This is a genomic window from Streptosporangium sp. NPDC002721 (genome assembly GCF_042888905.1).
In the GTDB taxonomy this organism is placed as follows: Bacteria; Actinomycetota; Actinomycetes; order Streptosporangiales; family Streptosporangiaceae; genus Streptosporangium.
On record NZ_JBIAQI010000002.1, the window covers coordinates 1 to 13042 of the forward strand.

Sequence of the window (13042 nt, forward strand, 5' to 3'; positions counted from 1 at the left end):
GCGCTACGAGCGCCGGGCCGACCACTTCGCATCCTTCGTCGCCATCGCCGCAGCCCTCATTTGCTACCGCCGACTCACCAAATGAGTCATGGTCTAAGTAGTCGTGCTCGTTCAGTAAGGACAAGAGCACGGGGCGCAACGGTCGGTCCCGTAGATAGCGCACGACAGCCGCACGGCTTGAGCGCACATTCCCGCTGGTAGAGGGAGAGATCGCGCTACGTGCGCACTTGGCGGCGCCGAAGTGGTCGAACACTGCGGCGGGTCCTTGACCGCACACTGGAGGTGCGATCCATGGATCACTCTAGGGGCGATCCGCCTCGCGTCACAGAAGAGCATGCCGAGAATCAGGAGAGGGCTCTCGCTGTCGTGCAGCGACTCCTGCAAGAGCGGGGAGTCCGCGCCCACCGGCACAGCACGATCGTCCTGGAATTGTCCGTCACCGGGAGACAATGGCCCGCCCCTCCGGTGCAATCGTCGGTAGAGCGACACCCGCCCGAACTGGCGGTGATCGGTCCGCAGGGCTGGCGCGATGCCACGGTGACGGTAGGGCAGCGCTCGGGCTCTTACTTGGTCAGCGTCCGTGGTGCTCCCACTCTTCAGACGGTGAGAAGTGAGCACCCGGAGCAAGTGGTTGATTTGATCATCGCCGCCCGGTCGGGTAGGCAGTCATGACCATGGCGGAGTTGGTGAAGCTCCACGGGCGGACCTGGAAGTTCTCGGAGGCAGTAGGAGGCGGCTGGTATGCCGTGCGGCGTGCTGACCTCTCCTCCTACGGGCTTGAACACGGCTTGTCCAACGTGCGGTGCGGAGACTCCCTGGCGGAACTGGCTTGCAATCTGGAAGCTGAGATGCGGCTGGAGAACCAGGCTTGGCGTCGTGTGCCGTTGCGAGTGGTCTCCTGACCGCTGACTGATCCTCAGAAGAGCGCTAGATCACTATGGGGCGATCCGTATGAGCGGATCGCCCCTTTCGGCTTTCAAAGTAGCAACAGCCAACAAGGTCATTTCCACGAGTCTGCAGGGCCTTCCAAAGTCACTACGGAGCGGAGCGGCCGGCGCCAATCCGAAGTAACCCGTAGGGTCCGCGTAGTGGTTGGGGCCGGTGGTCGGAGCGGCCTACCGCTGGGTGTCAGCCATCGTGGGACCGGTACGTCATGTAGATGAGTTGTCGAGGAGAATCGGGCCGGATTTTGGCGATAGACAAGCCGTGGCCGATTCAGCCCGTACTGTGGCCACCGAAGACGATGCAGAACGGGTGACCGACGGGATCGGTGAAGACGCGAAAGCCTGTCTCGCGTTCTCCTGGGACACGGGTGGCACCCAGAGCAAGAAGTTCTTGCTCGGCCCGGTCGGGATCGCTTACGCGAATATCGAGGTGCATCTGCTGGGGATACACCGGGTCAGGCCAGCGCGGTGGAACCCACGGGGTCGCCCTCTGGAAGGCCAACTGTCGAAGACCAGGTTCCAGGCCAATGACCACCCAGCCGTCGATGTCCTCGTTGACCCTCATGCCAAGCACCCGGCAGTAGAACTTCGCGAGAGCGCGCGGATCCGGGCAGTCGATCACTGTCTTTTCGAGATGTCCGATCATGCATAGAGAATGCCAGCATGCTGGTGACGAACGCTTCCGTGCATCGGCAGATCCGCACGCTATAGACCGTTGCCTGCTGAGCCCTACCGTCAAAATTCGGCCCGGTCCTCCCTGAAGGCCATGACGTACTGCGCGGGTGTACGTCATCGCGTCGTCCTGGGGCTGAGGGGGCTGCGCGTTGGTGGTCGGCGGGTTCGTTCGGTACGGCGGGTGGGCTGTGCGGCGGGCGGCGGGGTCCGGCCGTCCGCGCCGGGCGGGCGCGGGACGGGACTGGCCTCCAGGCCGCATGCCCGCGGTCCCGATGTCCGCGCGGCGCGGACGGGCGTGCCGCGCCGGACAGTGGCGTGGAGCACTGACGCCTTAACAATGCAGATGAACCTGCGGTCTCTTTATCCCGAAGCAATCAGGATGTGATCAAGGCCGACGCACAGATACGAACTTTGTCCAGCCGTGGGTCTCGGCGACGTGCTGGGCCTTGGCGAACCGCCAGGCGTACATGCTGGAGGCGCCGAGGTGGCGGGCCTTGCCCGACCGTACGACGTCGTGCAGGGCCTGCATGGTCTCCTCGATCGGCGTGTCGGGGTCCCAGCGATGGATCTGGTACAGATCCACGTAGTCGGTGCCCAGGCGGCGCAGCGAGGCGTCGATTTCTCCGCTTCGCGCGGGTCAGCTCGTCAAGCCGTCTTCGTCCCCCAAGCCCGCGAAGCGGATCATCCGCCGGTCACCGGGTAGCGGCTGAAGATCTCGGCTCGCTGCGTCTCCGACGGCCGGTGGAAGTAGAGCAGCTCGCCGGGGGTGTTCAGGCACTGGACCGGGCCGGCCAGCTCGGCGCCGTGGGTCTCATCGATGATGAGAAGATCGCTCGTCGCACCGTGGGCCGCCAGCTCCGCCGTCGCGGCGTCGACTGTGTCCTCCTCGACCACCACGAGCCGGTAGGTGACGGGCACCGGCAGCCGGCCGTCGAGGGCCCGCGCGGCGGACTCGAAGCAGCGCATCGCCTCCACCCAGCCGATCCGTTGGCCGGTGGGGTTCATGGCCAGGCCGACGATCGACTGGATCGCCACCTCGGGCGCCTGATGCTTGGCCGTCATGTAGGCGAGGTTGCGGACCCAGTCGTTGTACATTCCGGCGTCTATCCCCCGGCGCCGCTGGTGGTAGGCCACGGCCGAGACGTTGAAGGCGAAGGCCAGTCCCGCCTGCCGCAGCCGATATCCCAGGTCGGTGTCCTCAAGGCCCCAGCCGAGAAACGCCTCGTCGAAACCACCGAGCCGGCGTAGGTGCTCGACGCGCACCGAGGCGTTGCAGGTGAACAGGAGATGCCAGCAGATGGCGAGCCGGTTCATGTTGCCCGAGAATTCGGCCAGCACCTTCTCGCGCGGATCATCCCAGGCGACGGCGGGCATGGCGTCGAAGGTGAATTCGCGGCTGAGGCGCTCCTCGTCGAAGTCTCCCTCTCCGAGGTCCGGGCGGGGGCCGATCACTACGAGATCATTCCTGAGCCGGTGATAACGAATGTGTTCGGCGAGATAGGTCGGCCCGACCACCGTGTCGGCGTCGACCATGACGACGAGCTCCCCGGTGGCCTTGGCGATGGCCGCGTTACGGGCGGCCGCCCGGCTCGACCGATCGGTGCGTGGGAGGTAGAGGTAGGTCAGATCGTCATGGCCCGCCAGCTCGGCGACCATCTCGCCGGTGCCGTCGGTGGAGCCGTCGTCGGCGACGACGATCTCGAAGGAGTCTTCCGGATCGAGCACGCTGTGCGCGAGGGTGTGCAGCAACAGGCGCAACGTGCTCCGCGCGTTGAAGGTTGGAATGACGACGCTGACCTTCACGGAACCTCCTGTGAACGGGCGACAAAGGATGACCGGCACGGTCACGTCGAACGCCTTCGCGACCAGAATTATCAACCGTCCGCAAGTCCGGTGCAACGATTGCGGGACGGGCGGGGCTCCGTTCTTCCAGGCTTGATAGAGAGGTTCGGAGTTAGATCCAGCCGTACTGGCGGGCGACGCGGGCGGCCTCGTGGCGGTTCGCGGCGCCGAGTTTTCCGGCCGCGGAGGAGAGATAGTTGCGTACGGTGCCGGGTGACAGTGCCGCCCTGCGGGCTATCTCCTCCACCGGTGCTCCCTCGGCTGCCAGTTCCAGCACGTCGGCCTCGCGCGGGGTGAGAGGGCTGTCGCCCGCGCCGATCGCCTCGGCGGCGAGTTGCGGGTCGACGTAGCGGCCCCCGGCGTGGATCGTGCGCACGACGTCGGCCAGCACGGCGGCGGAGACGGTCTTCGGGAGGAAACCCCGCACGCCGGCGGAGAGCGCCCGCTTCAGGTGCCCGGGGCGGCCGTGGCTCGTGACGATCATGGTGTGGCAGCCCGGCACCTCCTCGTGGATCATGCGGGCCACGGACACCCCGTCCAGGTCGGGCAGTTGCAGGTCGAGCATGGCCACGTCCGGCCGGAAGACGCGGGCCATGGCGAGCGTGTCGGCGCCGGTGGCCGCCTGGGCCACCACGCTCAGGTCCTCCTCAAGGGCGAGCAGCGCCACCAGGGCACCCCGGATGAGGTGCTCGTCCTCGGCGAGCAGGATCCGGATCGGCGCGCCGCTCACCTGACGTCCCCCGGCCGGGCCGGGGGCCGCGCGTTGGTCATGCGCGGCGGTCATCGGGTCTCCTCCCGGGTGGCCACGGGCAACGGCAGTTCGGCGACGAGACGGAACCGGCCGGGTGTCTCCCGCTCGGTGACGACACTCCCGCCGAGCGCCGCGAGACGTTCCGCCAGGCCGGGAAAACCGTTGCCGATCGGCGGGTGGCCGTCGGGAGACTCAGGACCCGTCACTCCGTCGTTCTCCATGCTCAGCGTGAGCCGCTCGGTGCCGCCACTCGTCGACCGGCGCAGGGAGACCGTGCACGTCCGCGCCTCGCTGTGCCGCAGCACGTTCGTCGTACCCTCTCGCACCACCCAGCCGAGCGTGCTCTGCACCTCGGCGGACAGGCCCTGCCCGTCGCCGACCACCTGGCAGCGCACCCCGGCCGAGGCGAGCACCGACCTGGCGCCGGCCAGTTCCGTGTCCAGGTCGGCGGTACGGTACCCGCGCACCACCGCGCGCATCTCGGCCAGCGACTCGTGCGCGATCCTGCTCACCTCGCGCATCTCGTCCACCGCCCCGGACCGGCCACGCTCGGCCAGCCCCGCCGCGAGCTCACTCTTGAGAGCCACCACCGACAGGTTGCGGCCGATCACGTCGTGCAGGTCGCGGGCGAAGCGCAGCCGTTCCTCGGCCACCGCGAGCCGGGCGTGCGCCTTCCTGGAGTGGTCCAGTTCCCAGACGCCCTTCAGCCCCCACATCGAGACACGGTAGGTGAGCAGCCAGGCGACCATGAGGCCGCCCAGGCTGATCGCGGCCGGGAGGGCGAGCGACATCGGAGCGCCCTCCATCAGGGACACCGCGACCTTCGTCGCCACGGCCGCCGCCAGCACGCCCACGGTGACGGAGGACGGCGCCGCCGACGACACGGCGGCGACGAACGCGGTCGCGAGGAGGATCACCAGGCCCGAGGCCGGACCGTCGGGGTGGCCGGGTTGCGCGTCGGGATAGGCCACGGCCCCGGCCGCCACGCCCGCGACCGTGAGCCCGGCGGTGAGAGCGATCAGTCTCACCGGCCGGGACCGACGCCCCAGACAGTGATCCAGGCCCGCGTGAACGAGCCACGCGCAACTGACGGCATGGAGGGTGACATAGGCCGATATCACCCACCGCGCGAGCGACCCCACCTCAGGGCCGATCATGATGACGGCCCACATCGGTTCGAGGGCGTACGCCCCGCAGAGCGAGACGCGGGTCCACAGTTCCCAGCGCTCCGCCTGGCCACGCCGGCGCCACCGCCGCGCCCGGTCCGCGAGCCCGCTTCCCATCCCACCCACCCCGTCATGGTCGCACCCGTTCTCGCGGGACGCTTCCGGCTTCGGCTGCCCGTACGGTCCCCGCTACGGCGCGAACCGCATCTCCGGCCAGAGCTTGGACGGCTCGGCGAGCAACGGGCTCGGCCGTCCCAGCAGATGGCGGTCGAAGAACGCGCGCACGTAGCGGCGCTGGATCAGCACCGAACGGGGACCGTCGATCTCACCGATCATCCCGGTGACCTGGTCCGGCGGCAGTCCCAGTGGATGCTGCCGCAGCAGCACCTGAAGGTCGGTGAACGAGGTGTGGCCCGTACCGTCCAGCCGTAGCTCCAGCCGCCACCCCCGCAGGCGGGTCCACAGCGCCGCCCAGCTCGGGTCGTCGCCCCGGCCGTGCCCCGAGCTGCCGACCTGCAGGAACGGCCGGTCCAGTCCCTCCCGCAGGACCGGGCCGAACAGCGAGCCGTCCAGATTGACGCCGGCCTTGACGCGCGCGTCCGCGTGCATGGTCGCGGCGGCGGTGGCGCCACCCAGTGAGTGCCCGAACATGCCGACGCGGGACAGGTTGAGCGCGCCGCGCAGTCCCCTGGGCACGGGCCGGCGCCCCGCGTCGACGACGTGCCCGCGATTGAGCGCGGTCAGCCGGTCAACGACGAAACGCGTGTCGGCGAGGCGGGCGGCCACCGCCTTGGTGGCGACGGGATCGTCCGGGTCGTCGAAGTCCGGCGGTGGTGAGCTCGCCGCGTGGAGCCTCACCCGCCCGTCCGGGAACTCCACCGCTCCGGCATCGTGGGTGTGGTCGATGGTGGCGACCACGTACCCGTGGCTGGCGAGATCCTCCACCAGGGCGGTGCTGGAGGTTCGGTCGGCGGCGAAGCCGTGCGAGAAGAGCACCACCGGCCACGGCCCCCGCCCTTGACGCACCGGGGCTCCCACGCGCCCATGTGTGACCGGCAGGCGTACGGTCCCCGCCGGAACACCCGCCAGGACGGCCTCGGCGATCTTGGGTGAGAGCCATGGTGCCCGGGGGTACGTCGTGGCCTTCCGGGCCGGGTACCACAGCTGGACCATGAGCTCCCGGGACGGGATGGCGGGCACCCACGGGTCGGGGCGTGAACGGTCGACCAGGTGGAGCGACACGGTTCCGACCCGGTACGGGCCGGTGGGTTCCGGCAGCGTGAGCACGACGGGCGCCCTCTGGCCCGCGCCGGGGCCGGTGAACGCGGCATTGGTGACTTCGGGGGAGGCAAGCGCGGGGTCGGCGACTTCAGGGATGGCGAGTGCGGGGGAGGCGAGTGCTGGACCGGCCACGAGCGCCAGTCCCAGCACCGACGCCAGCGCGGCCCGGCAGAGCGTCGCGACCCCTCGCCGGGGCGAGCCGGCCTCTCGTGGAGCCGTCTCAGCAGGTCGGGGCCGGAAGGCCGGGGAGAATCGATCGGGTGTCGTCATGATCCCAGCGTCCGGCGCCGCCCGGCCGCGAAGTAGTGCGAACACTCACCGGCTCAGGTGATCTCCTCCCGGCCGGACGATGACAAATCTCACGGGCGGCGGCGAGAGACGGCGTGCCGTCCCCGCTCCGCCTTCACACTCACCCGGGACCGGGCTGAGCTGGTTTCCCGGCGCCGGATGGAGTGTCGCGATCCGTCAGGGGCCCAACGGAGTGCTCCGGGGGCCATCGGGGGTGACGCCCGGGACCGGGAGGTGAGTATGTACTTTTACTCATGGAATCAGTCGATAGCACTCAAAACCGTACATTCGATATGACAGGTGGCGAGGTCAGGCGCGACAATCCCAGGCATGAGTTCATCGCGACACGACCATCCCCTGCCTCCCGCGCGCGTCGAGGAGGTCTCCGACGGGATCTACGCCTACCTGCAGCCCGACGGAAGCTGGTGGATCAACAACACGGGCTTCCTGGTCGGACGCCACGGAGTGATCAGTGTGGACTCCTGCTCCACCGAGCGCCGCACGCTCGCCTACCGCGAGGCCATCAGGTCGGTCACCGACCGGCCGATCACGACACTGGTCAACACCCACCACCACGGTGACCACACCTTCGGCAACTTCGCCTTCCCCGAGGCGACCATCGTCGGGCACGAGCGGACCAGGGAGATGATCCTCGCCGAGGGGATCCCCAACTACCTGGGCATGGCCTGGACCGAGGTCGAGTGGGGCGACCTGGAGGTCCGCCCGCCGTTCCTCACCTACACCGACGGGGTGAGCGTCTACTCCGACGAGCTGCGCTGCGAGGTACGGCACATCGGCGTCCCCGCCCACACGACCAACGACTCGATCGTGTGGATTCCCGAGCGGTCGCTGCTGTTCGCCGGTGACCTGGTGTTCAACGGCGGCACGCCGTTCGTGATGATGGGGTCGGTGACCGGGGCCATCGCGGCGCTCGACGAGCTCAGGGCGCTGGGCGCGGAGACGATCGTCCCGGGGCACGGCGGGGTGTGCGGGCCGGAGGTGATCGACCGCGTGCAGGGCTACCTGCGGTTCGTGCTCGACACCGCCGAGCGCGGCAGGGCCGCCGGGCTGTCGCCGCTGGAGACCGCGCGCGAGACCGACCTCGGGGAGTACGCCGGGCTGCTCGACCGCGAGCGGATCGTCGGCAACCTGCACCGGGCCTACGCCGAGCTGGACGGGCTGCCCCCGGGCGCGCCGATCGACCTGGTCACCGCGATGCTGGAGATGATCGACTACAACGGGGGGAAGCCCCTCACCTGCCTGGCCTGACCGGGCCGGTCCCGGCGGGCGCCGGGACCTGCGGCCGGGGGGGCCTGAGCCGCGGGTGCCGTACGCGAACGCCCGGCCGGGGGCCTGAGCCGCGGGTGCCGTACGCGGATGCCGCGGGTCCCGTACGCGAACGTCAGGACAGGTGGCGGGACCACCATTCCAGGACGGCCTCGAAGCGCTGCACGCGATGCCTCGGACGGCCGCCGCGTGTGAGCTCGTGCCCCCCGGCGGGGAAGAGCAGGAGCTCGGCGGGTGTGCCGTTGCGGCGCAGCGCGACGAACATCCGCTGCGCCTGCTCGACCGGGCAGCGGAGGTCGTCCTCGGAGTGGACCACCGCGAACGGCAGGGTGATCCGGTCGGCCTGATAGAGCGGGCTCATCGCGCGCTGGGCCTCCGGGTCGGGGCCGCAGTAGGCCTCGGCGAAGTACCAGCCGATGTCGGAGGAGCCGGTGAAGGAGTCCCAGGCGTTGACCGCGCGCTCGCTCCAGGCGGCCCGGAACCGGTCCCCGTGGTGGGCGGCGAGCCAGCTCGTCATGAAGCCGCCGTAGGAGCCGCCCATCACGCCCACCCGCCCGGCGTCGCACGCGGGGTCGGCCAGCGCGGCGTCCAGCAGGGCGAGCACGTCGTCGGCGTCCACGGTGCCCAGCGCGCCGACCACCGACCGGCCGTGCGCCTCGCCGTACCCGCTGGAGCCGCGCGGGTTGGGCAGGACCACCGCGTACCCGGCGCCCGCGTAGACCTGGGTCTCGTCCAGGAAGGACCACCCGTGCTGGTGGAACGGGCCGCCGTGCACGTTCAGCAGGACCGGGTGCGGCCCGTCGCCCTCGGGCAGGGCCAGCCAGCCGTGGACCGGGTAGCCGTCGGCGGAGACGGCGGTGATCTCCCGCAGCGGCCTGACCCCCGGGAGCGGGCCCGTGAAGTCGGTCAGCGCCCCGTCGGGGGTGACCACCTCGCCGGGGCTCACGGGCGTGGACACCACCGCGACGATCCGCTCCCCGTGGGAGGTGAACGCCTTGACCCTCGCCCGCTCGCCCAGGACGAGGGCGAGCTTCTCCAGCGGCGCGCCGACGGCGTCGAAGGGGACCAGGCGCAGCTCGATCGCGCCGCGCGTCCGCACCGCGACCAGGACGCCGTCCCCGTGGGGCACGGGGGGCAGCGCCTCGCAGTCCACCGACTCCTCCTCGGTCAGCCGGGTCCCGGCCGCGCCCGCCCCGTCGTCGCCGATCTGGAGTGGCGCGCGGTAGAGGCCCAGGTTGTGGGCCACCGCGTCGAGGCCGGAGAACTCCGTGCCGAGGTAGAGCACCTCCCCGCCCGGCAGGGCGACGGGATGCTCGGCGGAGCCGCCGCTGCGCACCGCGAGGACGGGGGCGCCCCCGCCGGAGGGGACCGCGTAAACGTCCGTGTGCAGGCTCTCGCCGTCGAGGTCGCGGGGGGCCGAGACCAGCACGTGCTCGCCGTCCGGCGTCCAGGCGGGGGAGTCCACGTCGTAGGGGCCCTCGGTCAGCCGTACCGGCCGCGGGACGTCGGCGAGGGCGTTGACCACGAACAGGCTCTGCCGCCGGTCGACGACGAAGCCGACCCCCTCGGTCCGGTAGCGCAGCCCGGTGATCCGGCGGGGCGCCTCGGCCGCGGCGCTCACCCCCTCCTCGGTGCCGTACCGGCCGGGCTCGGCGACGCGGGCGACGAACGCGATCCGGCGCGAGTCCGGGGCCCAGACGGGGACGCCCACGCCCAGCGGCAGATCGGTGACCTGCCTGGCCTCGCCGCCGCCGGTGGGCATCACGTACAGCCGCACGGGGCCCTCGTCGCCGGCGCGCAGGAAGGCGACCCAGGCGCCGTCGGGGGAGACGCGCGGCGCGCTGTCGTGCTCGCCGAAGGTGAACCGGACGGGCGGGCCGTCCGCCGGAACCCGCCACAGGCCTCCCCGGTAGGCGTCGGCCTCCGGATCGGGCCTGGACACGTCGACGAGGAGGAGGTCGCCGTGGAGCGTGACGCTGCCGGGGACGTTGAGCAGGGCGAGGTCTTCAGGGCGCATGGTCAATAACGCTATCACCCCTTTAGTCATTAATAAGGCTATTTAAAGTGCTATATCGGTTTTGGTGAGGATGGTGCTTGTGTTGTGTCTTTTTAGGGAAGGGGATTGTTTGTCCGATCCCCCGAATACCTGAAGGCGTCGATACGAAAGAACGGTTGAGTCGTCGGTAGGGTCGTGTCACTTTTGGTAGGAGCCTTCCTTTTGGTGAAGGCCCTGGTGAAAGGACGGTCGCGGTGTCCGCCAAACGAACTCTCTCGCGAGTCGTGTACGGCTCCCGCTACGACCACGTCCCCTGGGGACAGAGGGTCTACGTCCGCCCGGGGGAAAGGCTCGCCCGCGAGATCCAGTGGCGCCTGAGAATCCGCCGGGCCCCCGTGATGAGGTTCCAGGACTACCGCGAACGGACACTCCTGGGGGAGATCGAGGAATTCGTCACCTGCCACCTGTGCGGGGAGACGCGCCAGCAGCCGATGTTCGAACCGGCGGGCGACAGGCGGGGATGGAGCTACCGGGTGGTGCGCTGCCCGACGTGCGGCTTCCTCTACCGCAACCCCAACATCCGGCCCGAACGGCTGGGCGACCTGTACTCCACCGGCTACAGCGGCTTTTTGACGGGGAAGTACGCGGCCAACCGGCAGCGGCGCTACCGGCTCACCATGGACGCCTTCGGCCCCGTCTTCTCCTCCGGGCGGGGGCGCAGGCTGCTCGACTTCGGCTGCGGCACCGGCCTCTTCCTGCAGCTCGCCGAGCAGCGCGGCTTCGACGCGGTCGGGATCGACCTCTCGCCCGACTCGGTGGTCGCCGCCAACAAGCGCCTCACCTCCGCGAGGGCCTACCTCGGTGCCCCGCAGGACGTCCCGGAGGTCGCCGCGGGGGGCTTCGACGTCATCACCCTGTGGTCGGTCCTGGCCCACCTGCCCCGCCCGCTCGACGACTTCGGGCGCTTCCGGTCCCTGCTCGCCCCCGGCGGGGTGCTGCTCGTCCTCACCGTGAACGCCGCCTCCCTGCAGCTCAAGGCGTACGGCAGCGGCTGGAACGGCTTCACCAGGAACCACCTGATGTTCTACTCGGCCGAGACCATGCCCGTCCTGCTGCGCCGCACCGGATTCGCCGGGGTGGCCTTCGCCCCCTTCTACGGCGACACCGTCGAGGCGAGCACCACCAAGCTGCCGGAGCAGCTGAGCCGGCGCCTGCGCCGCAACGTCGAGATCAGCGACGGGGGGAACATGCTCAGGGCCCTGGCCTTCGCCGACGCCGAGGCCGTCGACAGGTGGGGCGCGAACCTCCAGGTCCGCCGCCTGACCTGACCTGACCGGCCCGGTGATCCCTCAGCGCCGGGGCGGCAGGATCATCGTCACGCCGGGGACGGAGCCGATCGAGGCGAGCGCGGCCCCCGCCTCCTCCAGGCCGATGGAGCGGGTGACCAGGGCGTCCGGCCTCAGGGCGCCGGAGGCGACGGCCTCCAGCATCGCCGGGTAGGCGTGGGCGGCCATGCCGTGGCTGCCGAGGAGTTCGAGCTCGTAGCCGATCACCCGGCCCATCGGGAGCGGGGTGAGGCCGGGCAGCAGGCCGATCTGGACGTGGCGTCCCCGGCGGCGCAGGCTCTCGATCGACGCCACGCACGTTTCGGGACTGCCCAGCGCGTCGATGGAGACGTGGGCACCGCCCGAGGTCAGCTCCCTGACCCGCTCGGCGACCTCGACCCCGGCCCCGGACGGTTCGGCTCGGGACGGTTCGGCCCGGGGAGCTCCGGCCCTCGACGGTCCGGCGCCGGGCGGTCCGGCTTCGAACGCTCCGGCTCCCGGCGGTTCGGCGCCGGACGGTTCGGCGCCGACACAGGCGACGGCGCCGAACTTCCGGGCCAGCTCCAGGGCGCCCGCCGAGACGTCCACGGCGACCACCCGGGCCCCGGCCGCGGCGGCGATCATGACGGCCGACAGCCCCACGCCGCCGCACCCGTGCACGACCACCCACTCGTCCGGCCGGACCCGGCCCACGGCGGTCACGGCGCGGTACGAGGTGGCGAAGCGGCAGCCCAGGCTCGCGGCGGTGGAGAAGGACATCTCCCCGGGGAGCCGTACCAGATTCACGTCCGCGTGGTCGACGGCCACGTACTCGGCGAAGGAACCCCAGCGGGTGAACCCGGGCTGGGTCTGGCGCTCGCAGACCTGCTGGTCGCCGGACAGGCAGGCCGCGCAGGAGCCACAGGCGCAGACGAACGGAACGGTGACGCGGTCGCCCGGCCGCCACGAGGCGACGCCGGGACCCACCGCCTCGACGACCCCGGCGAGCTCGTGCCCCGGCACGTGCGGGAGGACCCGGATGTCGGGGTCGTGGCCCTGCCAGCCGTGCCAGTCGCTCCGGCACAGCCCGGTCGCCTCCACGCGGATCACCGCTCCGCCGGGCGGGGGCTCGGGGGCGGGCACCTCCCGTACCTCCGGATCGGCCCCGAAGGCGTCGAAGACCACCGCTCGCATCCGCGCACACTCCTTGGCCCTGGCTCCCCGGTCCTCCCACCGGTGAGGCCGATGAGGCCGGTGAGGCCGGTCTGGTGGACGAGCCTATTCGCTGCCGTGCGGTCCTGTCCGGTCCTGCCCGGCCCTGTCCGACCCGCTGGGCCGATCTTGTGGACAGGCCCACACGGGCCAGGCGGCCGGGACAGGTCCGCCGGGCGTTCCCCGGCCGCCTCGAAGGCCGTACGACCTGCGGTGACGCCGTACGCGCCCCCGGTGGCGATGTGCCCCGATTAGAACGCGCACTCTGGGAGAGAGGGAGGGGCACAAGGGTCAAC

Annotated in this window: 9 protein-coding genes and 2 pseudogenes; 3 read left to right on the plus strand and 8 right to left on the minus strand. The window is 70.6% G+C overall.

All coding sequences use genetic code 11. The features are described 5' to 3' along the window. Positions 1-85: pseudogene (locus ACFYWM_RS02245) on the plus strand (IS5/IS1182 family transposase); the annotation flags it as partial. Positions 86-1215: 1130 nt separating this feature from the next. Here the strand turns inward: ACFYWM_RS02245 and ACFYWM_RS02250 are convergent. The 6 genes and pseudogenes from ACFYWM_RS02250 to ACFYWM_RS02275 all read right to left on the minus strand — a co-directional run bounded on the left by ACFYWM_RS02250 (position 1216) and on the right by ACFYWM_RS02275 (position 6929). Continuing rightward, positions 1216-1590 (minus strand): VOC family protein, encoded by a 375-nt coding sequence (locus ACFYWM_RS02250; protein ID WP_389907538.1) that lies wholly within the window; start codon positions 1588-1590, stop codon positions 1216-1218. A gap of 423 nt (positions 1591-2013) precedes the next feature. After that, positions 2014-2241, minus strand: a pseudogene (locus ACFYWM_RS02255) (aldo/keto reductase); the annotation flags it as partial. A gap of 59 nt (positions 2242-2300) precedes the next feature. Further along, a complete protein-coding gene (locus tag ACFYWM_RS02260) occupies positions 2301-3422 on the minus strand; it encodes a glycosyltransferase family 2 protein (RefSeq protein ID WP_389907540.1) in 1122 nt (373 codons plus the stop codon). Between the two features lie 151 nt (positions 3423-3573). After that, entirely contained in the window at positions 3574-4245 is a 672-nt protein-coding gene (locus ACFYWM_RS02265; RefSeq protein WP_389907542.1) for a response regulator, read from the minus strand. Continuing rightward, positions 4242-5240, minus strand: coding sequence for a sensor histidine kinase (locus ACFYWM_RS02270; protein ID WP_389907544.1), 999 nt, complete (start codon positions 5238-5240; stop codon positions 4242-4244). Before ACFYWM_RS02270 ends, ACFYWM_RS02265 begins: the two co-directional genes overlap by 4 nt. A gap of 327 nt (positions 5241-5567) precedes the next feature. Continuing rightward, positions 5568-6929, minus strand: coding sequence for an alpha/beta hydrolase family protein (locus tag ACFYWM_RS02275; RefSeq protein ID WP_389907546.1), 1362 nt, complete (start codon positions 6927-6929; stop codon positions 5568-5570). 348 nt (positions 6930-7277) lie between these two features. Here ACFYWM_RS02275 and ACFYWM_RS02280 point away from each other — a divergent pair, with 348 nt between their 5' ends. Further along, positions 7278-8216, plus strand: coding sequence for an MBL fold metallo-hydrolase (locus ACFYWM_RS02280; RefSeq protein ID WP_389907548.1), 939 nt, complete (start codon positions 7278-7280; stop codon positions 8214-8216). A 133-nt stretch (positions 8217-8349) separates the two neighbouring features. Here ACFYWM_RS02280 and ACFYWM_RS02285 read toward each other — a convergent pair whose 3' ends face one another. Next, positions 8350-10251, minus strand: coding sequence for a S9 family peptidase (locus ACFYWM_RS02285; RefSeq protein WP_389907550.1), 1902 nt, complete (start codon positions 10249-10251; stop codon positions 8350-8352). Positions 10252-10484: 233 nt separating this feature from the next. Here ACFYWM_RS02285 and ACFYWM_RS02290 point away from each other — a divergent pair, with 233 nt between their 5' ends. Continuing rightward, on the plus strand, positions 10485-11558 hold the full coding sequence (locus ACFYWM_RS02290; protein WP_389907552.1) for a class I SAM-dependent methyltransferase: 1074 nt from the start codon (positions 10485-10487) through the stop codon (positions 11556-11558). A 21-nt stretch (positions 11559-11579) separates the two neighbouring features. Here ACFYWM_RS02290 and ACFYWM_RS02295 read toward each other — a convergent pair whose 3' ends face one another. After that, positions 11580-12728 carry an alcohol dehydrogenase catalytic domain-containing protein gene (locus tag ACFYWM_RS02295; protein ID WP_389907554.1) on the minus strand — a complete coding sequence of 383 codons (1149 nt, stop codon included), beginning with the start codon at positions 12726-12728 and terminating at the stop codon, positions 11580-11582. Positions 12729-13042 lie beyond the last annotated feature (314 nt).

What these genes read in the sequence shown, in the direction of transcription:
- ACFYWM_RS02250 (WP_389907538.1), bottom strand. Translation starts at nt 1,590, where the DNA reads ATGATCGGACATCTCGAAAAGACAGTGATCGACTGCCCGGATCCGCGC.
- ACFYWM_RS02265 (WP_389907542.1), bottom strand. Translation starts at nt 4,245, where the DNA reads ATGACCGCCGCGCATGACCAACGCGCGGCCCCCGGCCCGGCCGGGGGA.
- ACFYWM_RS02275 (WP_389907546.1), bottom strand. Translation starts at nt 6,929, where the DNA reads ATGACGACACCCGATCGATTCTCCCCGGCCTTCCGGCCCCGACCTGCT.
- ACFYWM_RS02280 (WP_389907548.1), top strand. Translation starts at nt 7,278, where the DNA reads ATGAGTTCATCGCGACACGACCATCCCCTGCCTCCCGCGCGCGTCGAG.
- ACFYWM_RS02285 (WP_389907550.1), bottom strand. Translation starts at nt 10,251, where the DNA reads ATGCGCCCTGAAGACCTCGCCCTGCTCAACGTCCCCGGCAGCGTCACG.
- ACFYWM_RS02295 (WP_389907554.1), bottom strand. Translation starts at nt 12,728, where the DNA reads ATGCGAGCGGTGGTCTTCGACGCCTTCGGGGCCGATCCGGAGGTACGG.